This is a genomic window from Synechococcus sp. MIT S9507 (genome assembly GCF_047304715.1).
Lineage (GTDB): Bacteria > Cyanobacteriota > Cyanobacteriia > PCC-6307 > Cyanobiaceae > Synechococcus_C.
This window is the reverse complement of sequence record NZ_CP138970.1, coordinates 2,684,784-2,698,965: the sequence shown is the minus strand read 5'-3', so window position 1 is coordinate 2,698,965 and position 14,182 is coordinate 2,684,784. Positions and strand designations below refer to the sequence as shown.

20 protein-coding genes are annotated in these 14,182 nt (G+C 55.9%); 10 read left to right on the top strand and 10 right to left on the bottom strand.

The features are described from left to right. Positions 1 to 210: 210 nt before the first annotated feature. A complete protein-coding gene (locus SIB83_RS14795; protein WP_413746285.1) occupies positions 211 to 603 on the top strand; it encodes a hypothetical protein in 393 nt (130 codons plus the stop codon). A gap of 58 nt (positions 604 to 661) precedes the next feature. Here the strand turns inward: SIB83_RS14795 and SIB83_RS14790 are convergent, their stop codons facing one another. The 6 genes from SIB83_RS14790 to SIB83_RS14765 all read right to left on the bottom strand — a co-directional run bounded on the left by SIB83_RS14790 (position 662) and on the right by SIB83_RS14765 (position 3,893). After that, positions 662 to 973 carry a hypothetical protein gene (locus tag SIB83_RS14790; protein WP_413746284.1) on the bottom strand — a complete coding sequence of 104 codons (312 nt, stop codon included), beginning with the start codon at positions 971 to 973 and terminating at the stop codon, positions 662 to 664. A 291-nt stretch (positions 974 to 1,264) separates the two neighbouring features. After that, positions 1,265 to 1,567: a hypothetical protein gene (locus tag SIB83_RS14785; protein WP_413746283.1), complete on the bottom strand. Its 303-nt coding sequence runs from the start codon at positions 1,565 to 1,567 to the stop codon at positions 1,265 to 1,267. 128 nt (positions 1,568 to 1,695) lie between these two features. Continuing rightward, entirely contained in the window at positions 1,696 to 2,091 is a 396-nt protein-coding gene (locus SIB83_RS14780; protein ID WP_413746282.1) for a thermonuclease family protein, read from the bottom strand. A 541-nt stretch (positions 2,092 to 2,632) separates the two neighbouring features. Next, positions 2,633 to 2,803: a DUF4278 domain-containing protein gene (locus SIB83_RS14775; protein WP_413746281.1), complete on the bottom strand. Its 171-nt coding sequence runs from the start codon at positions 2,801 to 2,803 to the stop codon at positions 2,633 to 2,635. A 536-nt stretch (positions 2,804 to 3,339) separates the two neighbouring features. Further along, positions 3,340 to 3,636 carry a hypothetical protein gene (locus SIB83_RS14770; RefSeq protein ID WP_413402344.1) on the bottom strand — a complete coding sequence of 99 codons (297 nt, stop codon included), beginning with the start codon at positions 3,634 to 3,636 and terminating at the stop codon, positions 3,340 to 3,342. After that, complete coding sequence (locus tag SIB83_RS14765) at positions 3,636 to 3,893, bottom strand: hypothetical protein (RefSeq protein ID WP_413402342.1); 258 nt, start codon at positions 3,891 to 3,893, stop codon at positions 3,636 to 3,638. The genes SIB83_RS14770 and SIB83_RS14765 overlap by 1 nt, the downstream gene beginning before the upstream one ends. Before the next feature lie 97 nt (positions 3,894 to 3,990). Between SIB83_RS14765 and SIB83_RS14760 the strand changes: the two genes are divergently transcribed. Continuing rightward, entirely contained in the window at positions 3,991 to 4,758 is a 768-nt protein-coding gene (locus SIB83_RS14760; protein ID WP_413746280.1) for an SDR family oxidoreductase, read from the top strand. Position 4,759: 1 nt separating this feature from the next. Here SIB83_RS14760 and dnaG read toward each other — a convergent pair whose 3' ends face one another. Further along, complete coding sequence (gene dnaG / locus SIB83_RS14755) at positions 4,760 to 6,847, bottom strand: DNA primase (RefSeq protein ID WP_413402339.1); 2,088 nt, start codon at positions 6,845 to 6,847, stop codon at positions 4,760 to 4,762. Positions 6,848 to 7,172: 325 nt separating this feature from the next. On the opposite strand from dnaG, the gene SIB83_RS14750 reads away from it, so the two are divergent. The 5 genes from SIB83_RS14750 to SIB83_RS14730 all read left to right on the top strand — a co-directional run bounded on the left by SIB83_RS14750 (position 7,173) and on the right by SIB83_RS14730 (position 10,825). Then, entirely contained in the window at positions 7,173 to 7,823 is a 651-nt protein-coding gene (locus tag SIB83_RS14750) for an efflux RND transporter periplasmic adaptor subunit (protein WP_413746279.1), read from the top strand. A gap of 6 nt (positions 7,824 to 7,829) precedes the next feature. After that, positions 7,830 to 7,958: a hypothetical protein gene (locus tag SIB83_RS14745; RefSeq protein WP_413746278.1), complete on the top strand. Its 129-nt coding sequence runs from the start codon at positions 7,830 to 7,832 to the stop codon at positions 7,956 to 7,958. Positions 7,959 to 7,972: 14 nt separating this feature from the next. Beyond that, complete coding sequence (gene devC, locus SIB83_RS14740; protein ID WP_413746277.1) at positions 7,973 to 9,127, top strand: ABC transporter permease DevC; 1,155 nt, start codon at positions 7,973 to 7,975, stop codon at positions 9,125 to 9,127. Positions 9,128 to 9,129: 2 nt separating this feature from the next. Continuing rightward, entirely contained in the window at positions 9,130 to 9,822 is a 693-nt protein-coding gene (locus SIB83_RS14735; protein ID WP_413746276.1) for an ATP-binding cassette domain-containing protein, read from the top strand. 82 nt (positions 9,823 to 9,904) lie between these two features. Continuing rightward, positions 9,905 to 10,825, top strand: coding sequence for a DMT family transporter (locus SIB83_RS14730; protein WP_413746275.1), 921 nt, complete (start codon positions 9,905 to 9,907; stop codon positions 10,823 to 10,825). Here SIB83_RS14730 and SIB83_RS14725 read toward each other — a convergent pair. The 3 genes from SIB83_RS14725 to SIB83_RS14715 form a co-directional block, all read right to left on the bottom strand. Beyond that, entirely contained in the window at positions 10,798 to 11,205 is a 408-nt protein-coding gene (locus SIB83_RS14725) for a hypothetical protein (protein ID WP_413402327.1), read from the bottom strand. The genes SIB83_RS14730 and SIB83_RS14725 overlap by 28 nt on opposite strands. A gap of 218 nt (positions 11,206 to 11,423) precedes the next feature. Beyond that, positions 11,424 to 11,786 carry a DUF2834 domain-containing protein gene (locus tag SIB83_RS14720; RefSeq protein ID WP_413402325.1) on the bottom strand — a complete coding sequence of 121 codons (363 nt, stop codon included), beginning with the start codon at positions 11,784 to 11,786 and terminating at the stop codon, positions 11,424 to 11,426. Between the two features lie 148 nt (positions 11,787 to 11,934). After that, positions 11,935 to 12,060, bottom strand: a complete 126-nt coding sequence (locus SIB83_RS14715) for a hypothetical protein (RefSeq protein WP_413402323.1) — start codon at positions 12,058 to 12,060, stop codon at positions 11,935 to 11,937. 729 nt (positions 12,061 to 12,789) lie between these two features. Between SIB83_RS14715 and ruvA the strand changes: the two genes are divergently transcribed. From ruvA to SIB83_RS14700, 3 genes are read left to right on the top strand one after another with little or no spacing between them, the layout of a single operon-like run. Then, complete coding sequence (gene ruvA, locus SIB83_RS14710) at positions 12,790 to 13,437, top strand: Holliday junction branch migration protein RuvA (RefSeq protein ID WP_413746274.1); 648 nt, start codon at positions 12,790 to 12,792, stop codon at positions 13,435 to 13,437. A 55-nt stretch (positions 13,438 to 13,492) separates the two neighbouring features. Continuing rightward, positions 13,493 to 13,762, top strand: a complete 270-nt coding sequence (gene rpsO, locus SIB83_RS14705; RefSeq protein ID WP_066906638.1) for a 30S ribosomal protein S15 — start codon at positions 13,493 to 13,495, stop codon at positions 13,760 to 13,762. Between the two features lie 26 nt (positions 13,763 to 13,788). Then, the gene (locus tag SIB83_RS14700) at positions 13,789 to 14,166 is read left to right on the top strand and encodes a PAM68 family protein (RefSeq protein WP_413746273.1); all 378 of its coding nucleotides are present in this window, start codon (positions 13,789 to 13,791) and stop codon (positions 14,164 to 14,166) included. Positions 14,167 to 14,182 lie beyond the last annotated feature (16 nt).

Here is a 14,182-nt window from a genome sequence, read left to right as displayed (position 1 = left end):
TTTTACTTAAGCGGAGTCCCGCAAGCCAATGAAGCGCCGGCTCAGGATCTGTGGAATTGCTCCGAAGGAGTGGGAGCAACGATTCGGTTGCTTTGAACCGGTAAAAACGATGCAAAAAGAAGTGATCGGTGAGCCAGGCCAGATGACATGCACTTTTCAAATAGCTAGAAAGTAAAAATCAAACATTGACCTTGTGCAGGGCACTGATAAATGGACGAGGAGCTTGAGCACGGTAACCACTTCAAACGATACAAAAGCGGCTATTACTGGTTAGACAAGAGACGCATTGGAAGAATCGTTGTCTCCCAGAAAATGGTCCACAAGTACAACCTTTCAGCAAGGTTTATTGGAGACTTTTTTGACAAAAACATTTTTGAAGTTGACTTCAAACACGAATATATAGCAAGGTTCAGTCATATCATTCAACTAAACCATTCTTACGGCTATTCACAATCCAAGGGAAGCAGGGCAACCACTCAAACGCCTCACGGCAAGTGTTTTTCAAAAGAATTCGTAGCGTGGTTGAACAATTTTCCGCTTGACCTGTTGTATGAGGGTCATGAGAACGCGGAGGTATGGGCCTGGTGCCAGGAAAAGAACTGAGCACATCACCAGCCGGACTCCTGATGAAACGGGGCTTTGCTTGATTGTTGATCGCCCTTCAGAAGCGCAGCTGCACTCCAAATCCTGCAGGCGCTCCATAGACGTTCCCATACCTCACTCCATAGGCAGGAATCACGCGTGGATAGCGATTGACCTCTCGGTGATACGCACGTCGGGCACGCCGGTAGTCACGCGTGTCGCGGCGAATCTCACGGCGCAGCTGCCTCAGCTCATGCCGCCTTTGCTGCTCATAATTCCGCGCTTCAGCGGCAGGAGCCAACGCACACGTTGTGGCTCCGATCAATCCAGCGCAAAGCACTGCTGTGCTGACTTTTTGAGTCACTGTGTTGACCCTGTTGAACGTCGTCATGGCTTTAAGGAGTGAAGTTGTTTTTTTTGGGGTTGCTGCCCCCTCCGACTCCTTCAAGATCACAGCCCTTCTGGTGAAACCAACTACACAACTCCGATGCAGAACCCACGAAGTTCCGGTGAGCCTCCGGTGAATGGCAAAAACCCCGCACTGGGCGGGGAGTGATTGGTGTGAGTTGTTGAGTCAGGAGATCGATAGCGACTCCTAAACGCCCCCTGTTTTCCCTTTGGGGTTTTGTATACCTCTCAGCCTCGCTTTCATGGCTTCAGGCTTTCCGACGGAAATTTCAAATTAAAAGCTGATTTGGATTCCGAACCCAGGATGGCGATGGTTATATCCGTAGGCAGGAATCACTCTCGGGTAGCCGTACATCTCGCGGTTGTAAACCCTGCGGACATGCCGCCAGTCACGATTATATGCTCTCTGATAATGATTAAATTCGCGAACATCATGGCGGAATTCACGATGAATTCTTCTTAGTTCGTGATTTCTATGATGATGATGATGGTGGTGGTGATGCTCCTTTGCGTCAGCAGCCGTTGGAGCAATAAACATTGCAGCGCCGATAACAGAAGCGGCAGCGATGGAAGACAAGAGTTTCATTTGATTGATTTAGGTAGTGGAGTCATCCCTCCTATATAGCCACCATCGCTGAACTGAATTATTTCCACCTCACCCAGAAGAGTGAACTCTTTTTGCCGGGTGATCCCCCGTTGAGGTGTTCAGCGCGTCCAAGGGCACTGGCTGGCGTACTTCCAAAGGATCTGCGCATGGCGACTGGCGACCATCGCCTGCTGAACATTCATTCCGCCCACGAACAGTTCTCCGACGGTTCGGCCATAACGGTCGCTGGTGATCCGGCGAAGGCTGACGGGCTTGCCGACCACCATTGACTGAAGGTGATCGCGGGCAGCCCTGGCCCGTCGCGGCTGAGCCCGCTTCCCTCTCATTTCTGGGGTGTCGATGCAGGCCAGCCGGATCTTTTCACCGGTTGTGGTTCGGCAGGTGTCGCCGTCGTAGCAGCTGCGGATGGTCACGGTCTCCAGGGCAGCAGCAGGAATGCCCAGCACGAACAGCAGGGCAGCTGAGCTGATCGCAGCGGATCGAAGCATCCTCATTGCTGCCCCTCGTCTGAGCTTGGGCACGCCATCCTCACTATTGGATTTTTTGCCGGTGAAGGCAATGAGCGAATCGACTGATGGCAAATGCCCCACCGCGGGTGGAAAGTAAGAGCACGCAATCGGAGGAGCCCATGACGGCCGATACTCCACCCCAGCAGATCACAGAAGCAGACTGACTTCTGGCCCCTGCTCCAACAGTCTCAACAATGACCTGGGTTGGTCCTTTGGTAGGCAGACCTTGTACGCCACGCCAATCGCCGCTCCCTTTGCACCGTCCTAGGTGCCCCAGGAGACAACAACCCGACACCTAGAGCCAATGGCCCCAGGGCGCCTCCAGCCAGAAGCTTCGACCCCTTCCTTTCCCTACAAGTGATGGGTTGAACAATGCACAAACGAGCGAGCTAGGCCGTCTTTCCACCGGGAAGGGCGGCCTTCCTGATGATGATCCATGGCTTGATGATCCATGGCTTGGGGATGTTTGAAGACAAGCGAACAAAAAAGCCTCGTCGAAACGAGGCCTGCAACCTTGCCGGCTGAATCACCTGGCGTAGGACACTCCGCGATAAGCGAGTTGCGGGTGCAGATCTCTCGCTGCCTGCCGGCGACGAGCGTTGTAATGCTCGCGTCGGTAGGTGAGTTCGACACTCTGTTTTTGAACAGCAGTGTGATGAGGGATGTAGGAATGGCCTCGGTAGATGAGAGCTGTCATCGATGGTTCCTCGAAGCAAGTTCAGGTCCCCGTTCCTTGGCCTGAATCGAACTGCGCCTCTTTTGAAAAGAGGTGAACGTTGTTGGTAGCTGTAGCTACAGACTTCTTATAAGACAGTCATACCGGGATTGGTCGTTCATCTGGATACAAAAACAGCATTGTTCAGAACTGAACAGGTTGTTCGGCCATGACCATCAGATGTGGGGGTAGGCGTTCGCCAAGCCCCAGACGGCAAGGGCTGTAATGCAGGCAAAGGTCATGGCAGCCCAAGCTGCGGTGCTGGAACTGGAGCTTTTCGACAGTGGAAGCTGAATTTTTCGTGCCATCAAACAACGGAAAGGGCAACTTCTTGATGGCTTAATCACCCTGCCTGTGGCCACTGATATTTGTGAGCCCTAACCAAAAACGACTGCAATTTAGGCAACCGCAGGTTGCCGAAACTTGACCAGACCCCCTCTCTTGACAGACAAATTTCTCTGGACAAACAGCCTTCTCTGGAAAAGACAGCTTTCTCTGGAAATAACAGCCTTCTCAGCTCAGACAGGGCAAACCAACTGCACTGCGTTGGATCTGGGTGAGAACAAGAGCACGAAGTCATCACCGTGGCCGTTAAGCCCGGTCTGCTCGCGCAGCAGATCAGTGCTGGCGAGAGCCAGGCCACAGGTTTCACAGAACAACACCGGAACAGTTGCGGCACTGCCCTGCATGGCCTGAAGGTCCAGTGCCTGTCGGACCGCACGCTGCGACCGTTCAAGACCGAGCCGCTCAACAAGAGCAGGCCAGAGGTCATTCACCGGTGCGCTGGCCTCGAAATCAACGGACGGGAAAGACATCAGACAGGCAGCTGTTCGATCGCCACCACAATCATCTGTGGTGAAACCTCAATCACCTCCAGGGGGTCCTGGTTGTCGAGATAGGCATCGAATGACGGAAAACGCTCGATCCGGGGAGCCGCCTCCTTCACTGCACAGGCCGCAATCCAGTCGTTGTCGTCAGGCTTGACGGTCACATAAGCCTGCAAAGCCTCCTCCAGGTCACCGCCATCGCCGATGCCCTCCCCATGCCAGAACGCTTCGAAGAATTCAGACATCGGACACGGGGAACGACCGTGTTGATCATGACTCCGAACTGAACCACTGCCCAGTGACTGGACACTCGAAAATGGGATCTGAGGGACACGCAGAACGATGCAGGATTCGCTGTTCAGGCTTGATGGTCAGGTGGCACTGGTCACGGGATGCCGGCGTGGCATTGGTCAGGCCATGGCGGATGCACTGGCCGCAGCAGGAGCCGACGTTGTTGGTATCAGCGCCTCACTCAACCCCGACAGCAGTGAGGTGGGGGAGGCGATTCGCCGGCGTGGCCGTCAATTTTCCGGTTTTCGCTGCGACCTCAGCGACCGCCATGCCGTCGACCTCGTACTGGACACAATCCTCAGCAGGCATCCGGTGATCGACGTGCTGGTGAACAACGCCGGCATCGTTCGCCGGTCTCCAGCGGAGGAACACAGCGATGAGCTCTGGGACAGTGTGCTGGAGGTCAACCTCAGCGCAGCGTTCAGAGTGAGTCGCAGGATCGGAGCAGTGATGCTGGCGCGGGGACAGGGAAGCATCATTTCAACAGCCTCTGTGCTCAGTGATCAGGGTGGATTGAATGTGGCCAGCTATGCGGCCAGCAAAGCCGGCTTGGCCAACCTCACTCGCTCACTGGCCAATGAATGGGCTGGTCGCGGCGTGAGAGTCAATGCCATTGCACCCGGGTACGTGAAGACAGAGATGACTGCGGTGCTGCAGTCGGATCCGGTGAGATCAAGGCAGATTCTTGAGCGCATCCCCGCCGGTCGCTATGGATCACCTGACGACCTGCGCGGTCCGGTGGTGTTCCTCGCCAGTGATGCCTCGCGCTATGTGCATGGCGAGACCCTGGTTGTGGACGGAGGCTGGATGGGCCGCTAACTCAACCGTTGACAGAGGCTGCCGGCTCAGAAGTGGTGTCCGAGGCATACCCGGCACAACGCTGTTGATCGAGATGTTGGATGTGTCGACGTTCGGTGTAGTACAGCTCCTGAAAACGCAGAGCTTCAGCATTGAGATCTTCAAACATGGCGTGGATGCGCTGCTCCATGTCAACTTCCATCTCAACAGCAGGAGATGACTGCTCATCCTTCTCCTGTTCAATCAAAACGGCAATGCAACGCTCCAGGGTCTGCAGACGTTGACCCGTCCAGGCTTCCAGCAGATGCCGGCAGCGTTTATGGCTCTTCTGACGCTCGAGCATCGCTGCTGTTCCACGCAGCTGATCCATCGGTCGAGCCAATGCCACACGCTGCAGCTCACCCGGTTCGAGCAGTGGCGTCAACCGCTTCACCAGATCACTGTTGTCGAGCAGGAGCTGATCCGTGAGCAGTCGGGGCAAATCGAGGTCTGCCAGTTCATCGCCGCGATCATCCCCGCGACTGATCGCTTCCAGACGCACACTGCCGAGATTGCCTTCCTCCAGATCCGTGATGCCTGCCCAGAGCAGACGGTGATGCTGAATCGCGAAATCCTCGAGCTCCCTGCTCCTCAGTTCCTGGCGGATGCCGGCCCGATGGGACGGGCAATGCAGGTAAAGCAGCAGGATCTCTGCTTCGGAACGTTCACGCTGGGAAGCATCGCCGGCCTTCTCGAGTCGCGTTGATCGTCCGTGCCAACGCTGACCCTGAACCTGCTGCCTGAGATCCTCTTCCAGCTGCAGAGCCAGGCGTCCCTGCCCACCGCTGAGGCGCTCGGCCACCTGCTGGATGTAGTGAGTGCGGATGGCTGACTGGGGAAGCTTGCCCAGCAACGCAACCAGCGAAGCCACCGAACGCTGGAACTGATCCGCCTTGCTGAGATCCCTGCCCTCCAGAACCTGGTCGATCTGCCAGTCAAGCCAGAGCGGCGCCTGATCCAGCAGAGCGCGATACTCACCGGCTCCATGCTCCTTGAGAAATTCATCAGGGTCCTTTCCTGATGGAAGGTGCAGAACTCTCAGCTCAAGTTGCCCCTGGAGTGCCAGCTGCTCCACCTCACCGATCGCTCGGTTGGCAGCTCGAACGCCAGCGCCGTCGGCATCGAAATTCAGAACGATGCGCTTGCCATCACTGCACCGGCAAAGCTGCGTGATCTGCTGACTGCTGAGAGCGGTGCCCAGGGAGGCCACCGCATTCGTGACACCAGCGGCATGCAGAGCAATCACATCGAAGTAGCCCTCCACCACAACAGCACGGTCGTCCTTGCGGATTGCGGATGAAGCACTGTCAAGTCCGAACAGGTGCTTACCCTTCTCAAACACCTCCGTTTCAGGTGAATTGAGGTACTTGGGCTCACTGCCATCGAGGCTGCGACCACCGAACCCGATCACGCGACCCTGACGATCACGGATGGGAACAATCACACGGTGGCGGAAGCGGTCATAAAACCCATTTCCCCCTTTGCGGGGAACCACCAACCCCGCTGCCTCAAGCAATTCCGGAGCCAATCCCTCCACCTGCTGCAGATGCTTGAGCAGGCCATCCCACTGATCCGGCGCATAACCCAGCTCGAACTGATCGAGGGTGGTTTCGCTCAGGCCGCGGGTCTCCCGCAGGTAGCGCAGTGCATCGGCACCGGCTTCAGTCCTGAGCTGGGCACGAAACCAGCCGGAAGCCAGTGCAAGCGCGCGGTGCAGCTTGTCGCGGCGAGACAGCTGTTGTTTGAGTTTCTCCTGCTGCGGCCCGTCGACGGTCTCCACCGGCAATTGGTATCGCCTGGCAAGGTCAAGCACCACCTCGCTGAAGCTTTGACGTTGAAACTCCATCAGGAACTTGATTGAGTTCCCTCCTGCGCCGCAGGAGAAGCAGTAATAGAACTGCTTGGCGGGCGACACCGTCATCGACGGCTTGCTGTCGTCGTGAAACGGGCAGATCCCGACAAACTCACGCCCCTTCTTCTTGAGCACCACGTGCTCACCCACAACATCCACGATGTCGGCGCGTTCCTTGACGGCCTCGATGGTGCGTGGGTGAAGTCGAGGACTGACCATCGGATCATTCTGCGAGAAACCGCGCGTCCCGTCGATCGCAATTGCCGCTTCCGGTCTGCCACACTCGGTGATGACAATCCCCAACTGGCTCAATACGATCCATTCAGCGGTTGGGGAAGCATGAATCAGGGCTCCTCACTGTTGGTCGCTCTGGGATTGACCTGTAATCCTGAGCGGATGCGGTGCTCCTGAGAAGCAAACCGATGCCACTGAAAGTCTTCAAAACAGACAGGTTTCCGCCCTGGGAAGAATCGAGCCACTCGACGGCATCCTCAAGGCGAGTCTTCCGAATTCACTCAGCAATGACAGCATCCGCCAGGTTCTGGTGGAGGAGGGTCAACGTGTTGAACGGGGCCAGCCACTCGCCATTCTCGAAACTCAGCCTGTTCTCAAAGCGAACCTCACCAAGGCGGAAGCCGAGGTGACAGCGGCACAGCGAGCACTGGATGCCCAGATCTCCGTGATTGAGCGCTACGAAGCTGAGCGACGACAGGCGCAGGCCGAAGCACGCCGCGGCAAACAGCTTTACAGGGATGGAGCGACCAGTCTTCAACGCTATGAATCGCTTCAGGCCGACTCGGACGCTGCCCTGGCACAGCTCAACGAGGCGATCGCCAACGAAACCACGCTGAAAGCGGATGTGAGCGTCAGACAGGCTCAGGTGAAGCAGGCCCGGGCTGATCTTGACCAGGCGACGGTCAATGCCCCATCCAAAGGCACCATTCTTGAAATTCTGGCCAGAGCGGGAGACCGTGTCGGGGAAGACGGACTGCTGTTGATGGGAGACACCACGAGGATGGGGGTGGTTGCGGAGGTCTACCAGAGTGATCTGCCTGAGATTCGCCCTGGACAAACGGCCACCATCACGGCAACCGGCTTCCCCGGCCAAAGTCAGAACGCCGAGGTCACCGAGATTGCTCAACAGATCAGCAGTCAGAGCGTGACCAGCGGCAAGGCAGGAGACAAGGTCGACTAACGGGTGGTGAAAGTGAAGCTCGCTCTCCCCGAGGAGAGCCTGGCCGTCGCGAGCCGAATCAACAATCTGCAGGTGAACGTGCTGTTCGACCCTCTGACGGACGAGCAACGACGCATCAGACCCAAACAGCCCTGACGGTGGTGGGCTGAGTGCTCAATCGCACCCCCATCGCCTGGTTTCAGTTATCCCACCGCCCCCTGCGTCTGGCGGCGGCCTTGGCGGGAGTTGGTTTCGCCAATGTCCTTGTGTTTTTCCAGCTCGGTCTCTCCGGGGGGCTCTACGACAGCCAGAAACGGCCGATTCAACAGTTCAATGGGACTCTGGCTGTCATCCCGCGTCGATACACCAATTTCGGAGAACCCGCCTGCTTCCCCAGATCACGGTTGACGCAGGTCCTTGGATTCCAGGGAGTGCGTGGAATGAGCCCACTGCAACTGGGCAAGCTGCAATGGCTGAATCCGGAGACCCAGGCATCAACCCAGGCGCTGGTGATGGGCGTTGACCCCGGGAATCCGGCACTGATGCCTTCAGAAATCGGAGCGCAGCGATCATCGCTGCAACTGCAGGGAGGTGTTCTGTTTGACAAAGCCTCCAAGGATTCGGCAGGTCCGGTGAAGACCCGTCTTGAGCAAGGTCAGCCCTTCACCACTGAACTCAACGGTCAACGCACCAGCGTGAACGGGCTGTTTCAGCTGGGCCTCACCTTCGCTGCCGACATCAATCTGATCACATCAACCAGCAATTTCCAGAGTCTTTTCCCAGACCGTGATCCCGATGAGATTCAGATCGGGGTGGTTCAACTTCAGTCCGATGCCGATTCCAGCGATGTTCAAAGCCGGCTGAACAAAATTCTCGGGCCCTCGCTGCAGGTTCTCAGCATTGAAGAACTCCAGCTGCGCGAGGTTGAGCACTGGAAACGCAACACCTCCTTCGGATTGATTTTCGGACTTGGTGTTCTTATGGGTTTCAGCGTTGGAGGAATAGTTGTTTACCAGATTCTTTACTCAGAAGTGGGTGAACACATCAGTGAATACGCCACAATGAAAGCAATGGGATATGACGATCGTTTCGTCGTATTGATCATTATTCAGGAGTCAATTATTCTTGCAGGCCTTGCTTTTCTGCCAAGCCTGATTGTTTCCGCTCTGCTTTACAGAGTTCTCATGCAGGCCACCGGATTGCTGGTGGTGATGTCATTGAGTCGTGCGGCACTCGTGTTCACAATGACTTTGTTGCTTTGCTCAGGCTCAGGATGGCTGGCTACAGCAAAGTTAAGACGCCTTGATCCGGCTGATGTCTTCTGAGCATGACCGAGCAAAAGCCACTGGTGGAAATCAAGGATCTGAATCACTGGTTCGGAGATGGAGATCAACGCAAACAGGTGTTGCGGTCGATCAACCTCACCGTTCAACCCGGTGAAATCACAATTCTTCTGTGTCCTTCTGGATCCGGGAAGACAACATTGCTGACAATGGTCGGCGGACTGCGCTCAGCGCAGAATGGAAGTCTGCGGATCTTCAATGAGGAATTGCGGCAAACATCGAAGACGAATCTCACCAGACTGCGCCGCAAAGTTGGGTTTATTTTCCAGGCTCACAATCTGATGCCCTATCTCAATTCCCAGCAGAACGTTCGGCTTGGATTGGAGGTTGTCCCTGAATGGCTGGAGCAAGGCCGGGCGGCCATGAATTATCGCTGCAACGAGGTGCTTGGACAGGTTGGACTGGGGGAACGCATTGACTACTTCCCTTCAAAACTTTCGGGTGGGCAGAAGCAACGCGTGGCGATCGCCAGAGCGCTTGCCGCTTCACCTCAGCTGCTGCTTGCCGATGAACCCACAGCTGCTCTTGACAAGGACTCCGGACGCGATTTGGTGGATCTGTTCAGGACCCTGGCCCGCGACAACAAGACCGCGATCGTGATGGTGACCCATGACAACAAAATTCTCGACATCGCCGATCGGATCGTGAAGCTCGAACAGGGCTCGCTGGTGGAATGAACCTGCTCTGATGTTCTCCACACAGAGCTCGATCAAACACAGCTCGGGTGGCATCGTTGAGAACTAGCTTGCAGACCGATGAATGCGAGGCCTGCTGACAACCTTTCGTGGATCGCAGTCCTCTGAGGAATGGAAGGCCTGCGTGAGTCTGGTCGGAGCTGCACTGGCCTTCAGCCTGATGACCGTCTGCGTCAAACACCTTGGAGGCCGCTTGCCCGTGGCTGAGGTCGTTCTGATTCGATCGCTGATCAGCCTTGCGATCACGATCACCATGCTGTGGCGACTGGGGGTGTCACCCTGGGGCCACCAGAAGGGATTGCTGTTGGTGAGAGGTGTGCTCGGCACTGGCGCACTGCTGATGTTTTTCCAGGCCATTTCCAGTTTGCCTCTGGCCGCAGCCACACTTCTTCAATACACCTACCCGACCCTCACCACCGTCTGCGCCTGGGCCTTGCTGCGTGAACCAATCCGCAAGCGCATCAGCCTGGCGATCCTGCTGGGGCTGTTCGGTGTCCTGCTTGTGGTGCAGCCCGAGTGGGCAGGACAGCCGATGGCAGGACTTCCACCGCTCTCAGCACTGATCGGACTTGGCGGAGCCCTATTAACGGCTCTCGCTTACGTGAGCGTTCGCCAGCTTTCTGTTCGGGAACATCCTCTGGTGATCGTGTTTTATTTTCCGCTTGTTTCAGTCCCGGCGACGTTGCCGTTCCTGGTGAACAATCTGGTGCTGCCGACGGCAATCGACTGGTTGTGGTTACTGGGGGTCGGTCTGCTCACCCAGATTGGACAGGTTTGGTTGACCGAAGGCCTGGCAGCGCTTCCTGCGGCACGCGCAACCTCAATCAATTACGTCCAGGTGGTGTTTGCCACTCTCTGGGGTGTTGTGATCTTTGCTGAACCGGTAACCGGTTCCGTGATCGTTGGCGCGCTTTGTGTGCTCGGCGCCACGCTCATCAGTCTCAGCGCCAGACAACGTCAGGCTGGATCGATAGCCAGTGGATAAGTGATCCAGGTCTGCGAAGTGCCGTCATCGGAACCACTCGGCAACGCCAGACGCCAGCTCTGGCCGCGTTCACCTCGCTCGAGAAACAACTCGAAGGTACTGTCGACCTTGACCGCATCTCCAGGCAGTCGCCAATCGAAGCGTCCGATGAGATGCACGCCCTTCTGATCGCCAATGCTCAGACTTTCCTGCTCCTCAATGCGAACCCTGGTGACCTCTGGAGCACCGGAGGCCTCAAGATCCAGAGACTGGGCGATTGCACTCTGGGTGAGCTGAATCTGCTGGCCAAGAGCGCTGAGAATCACAGCACGAGGCGGACGATCGCCGAATGAACAGGAGGTTAGCCCCAGACTGATCAAGCACAGGAGCATGATCGACATCAACAATCTGCGCAGGCCACCCAAAAGTTCAGTCACAGCAGAACGTCGGAAGTGATCAAACGCGCTGAAAACTGAAATTCCAGTGACCTGCATGCCAATGATTGGTGGTGTCTGGAGCGCTCGATCAGAGCTGTTACCCAGGCTAATCGCGGCAGGGATTCAGCAACCACTCCCTTCAGTTGCAGACAGGATTGCCTGTGCCGCATCGGCGGCAACGACTAGTCGGCCGCCGATGCGGCAGCCATGTTGCGCTCCCTGTTGAACATGAACAGACCGAACGAGAAGGCGAAGGACACAGCGAACGTCACTGCGATGTAGAGGTACCAGAACTTCATTTTCAGTCGAATGCCTTCCGCTGCGTAAAAGACAAACGATGCAATCAGAACCAGAGTTAGATCAGCGGCAATGAAACCGGCAGAAGCATTGGCCCAGACTCCCTCAGAGAACAAATTAACGATTTCAATTGGATCAGTCAGACCCAAAGCTTCCGTTTCTTGAATGAACTGATAGATGCAATACCAGGGCCATGCAATACCAGCAAGAGCAGTTGCCCCGTAAAGGCCAAGCCGTAACTTTGCCATGATTCAAGAATTAATCACTCACGATCTCATACGATAAGCAGCATTCAGGTGACGAAAGCTACAAAGAGTTGAGAGAAGATTGCCTCAAAAGAAAATTCGATTATCAATTAATCAAAATATTGATCAAAGGGAAATTCCCAATCACGCATCAATCAACAACTGTTGAATGCTCGGAACCAGCCCAAAGGCCTTCATGGGAGCCATGCAGAGGATGGCCCGGATGCTGACGCCCCTCAGCGTAGTAGAGCTTTTCCGCCATGAGATCACCGACCATGGGCCTTGCGTTGGATTTCGCAGGAATGATCAGTAAAGCAATAGCAGCAAGGGAGGTGAAAAATTTCATGTCCAATCACAGTGCAAGATGTTTGAGCAAACCATTTCGTGAGTCATCGAAAAATTCCGGACTCTCGATTCATGAGTCACTGCATAAGAAACCTGTGTTATTCATGCAAATCTTCAATCAACTGTTTTGGTCTAGGCCTTTTTAAGATTCAAGTTAAGTGTGGAGAGCCGCCATCAAAGGTACGGTCAGCCACCTGAAACACAGGAATTGTCAGAAGGAACTCAAGACGATTCAAAAGTTCGATTCATGAAGCAATGGCCGACATCATCAATCAACCGAGAATTCACCAATCAACGACTTGAAACCGTGCGCCAGCATCAACCGATCTGTGACAAATTCCACAGCAGTGAGGGTTGAATCCAAAGTATGTCCAGACCATCTTGATTCATGGACTGAATGCAATTCACAGCGACACGAACGCAATGAACACAACACTCTTGAGCAGGAGCGGTGTGAAGACTTCGGATCCATGGGTGGCATTGCTTCAATCAGCCTTGAATCGCTTTTTTCACCCTGTCAATCGATACGGAATCGTTTCCGCTACTCAGCGGGGCTGACGGTGACAGCAACGATCCAGGATTCAACTCACCGGGTGACTCTGAACTCAGTTTTTGCCGGCATCATTGATGGTGGTCAGGGTTCAACGGACAGGGGCATTCCATGATCGGCTGGCTTCAGGGCGAACGGATCCAGAGCTGGGAGCAGGGTGGCCGCCGAGGCATCGTGATCGCCTGTTCAGGAGTCGGCTATGAGGTGCAGTTGACCAAACGCGACCAGCAGGCTCAGACCGATTCAAGCTGCACGGTCTGGATCCACCAGGTTCAGCGAGATGACGGGTCGACCCTGTATGGATTCCCACAGCAACGGGACCGTGACCTGTTCCGAACCCTGATAGCCGTGAATGGTGTGGGTCCTCAGATGGCCCTGTCACTGCTGGATTGCTGCGCCGCACACGATCTGGTCATCGCCATCATTGAAGGGGACCTGAAACGGCTGACGCAGGCTCAGGGGGTCGGCAAGCGCACTGCTGAGCGGATCGCCGTGGAACTGCGGGATCGCCTTGGAGCCTGGGCTCCCGAATCCGACGAATCGTCACTCTCCATTGTTGATCGCAGTGACGTGAAAGCGCTGCCGATTCAGCCGGATTCACTGCAGGAGCTGCAACTCACCCTCGAGACCCTCGGCTACGAAGACCTGGAGATCCGACGGGCCATGCGCGCTGTCGCCAGCAGTTCCGAGGTTCCTGAAGACAATGACGGCGAAGGCTGGCTGCGCGCCAGCCTTCGTTGGCTGAGCGAATCGGCTTAACGGGACCGCGGGCAGGTAAGTTGGTTCTTTGCACTGTCAGGGCCAGACGCCGCGCATGTCGCTCGATACCACCGAAAAGCAGCAGCTGATCAACACTCACCAGACCCATGCCACCGACACCGGTTCGGCGGAGGTTCAGGTGGCGATGCTGAGCGAGCGCATCTCAAAGCTCAGCAGCCACCTGCAGCAGAACAACCACGACTATTCCTCTCGACAGGGTCTGTTGAAGATGATCGGTCGCAGAAAGCGTTTGCTTAGCTATGTGAGGGGAAAGAGCGAACAGCGCTACACCAGCCTCATCGCCAAACTGGGTATCCGCGGTTGACCCGCGTTCCGGAATCTGCATGAGTCATGGCTGAAAAACGCGATCGTCTCCCTTTTGAACCGCGTCGTTCAGTTTCCGAGACCAGCCGGAATCAAGCGATTCCAAGAGAAGTGGCCAACCGAATGGCCCGACGCGTCGCTATCTCCACAGGGGTTCCGTCCTTGATGGGGATGGCGGTTTTTGTGATCAGTTATCTGGTGGTGAGCCGGGGGATTCTCGATGTGCCTCCGAGCGTCACCCTTCTGGGATCAGGATTCTTCTTTCTGCTAGGACTGGTTGGCCTGAGCTACGGAGTTCTGTCAGCAAGCTGGGAACCTCAGCCGGGCACGCTTCTTGGCCTCGAGCATCTGAAGCCCAACCTGCAACGTCTGCGCAGCTCAGTGAAAGCCCAGAAGCAGGGCTGAGCCCCACACCGGTTCA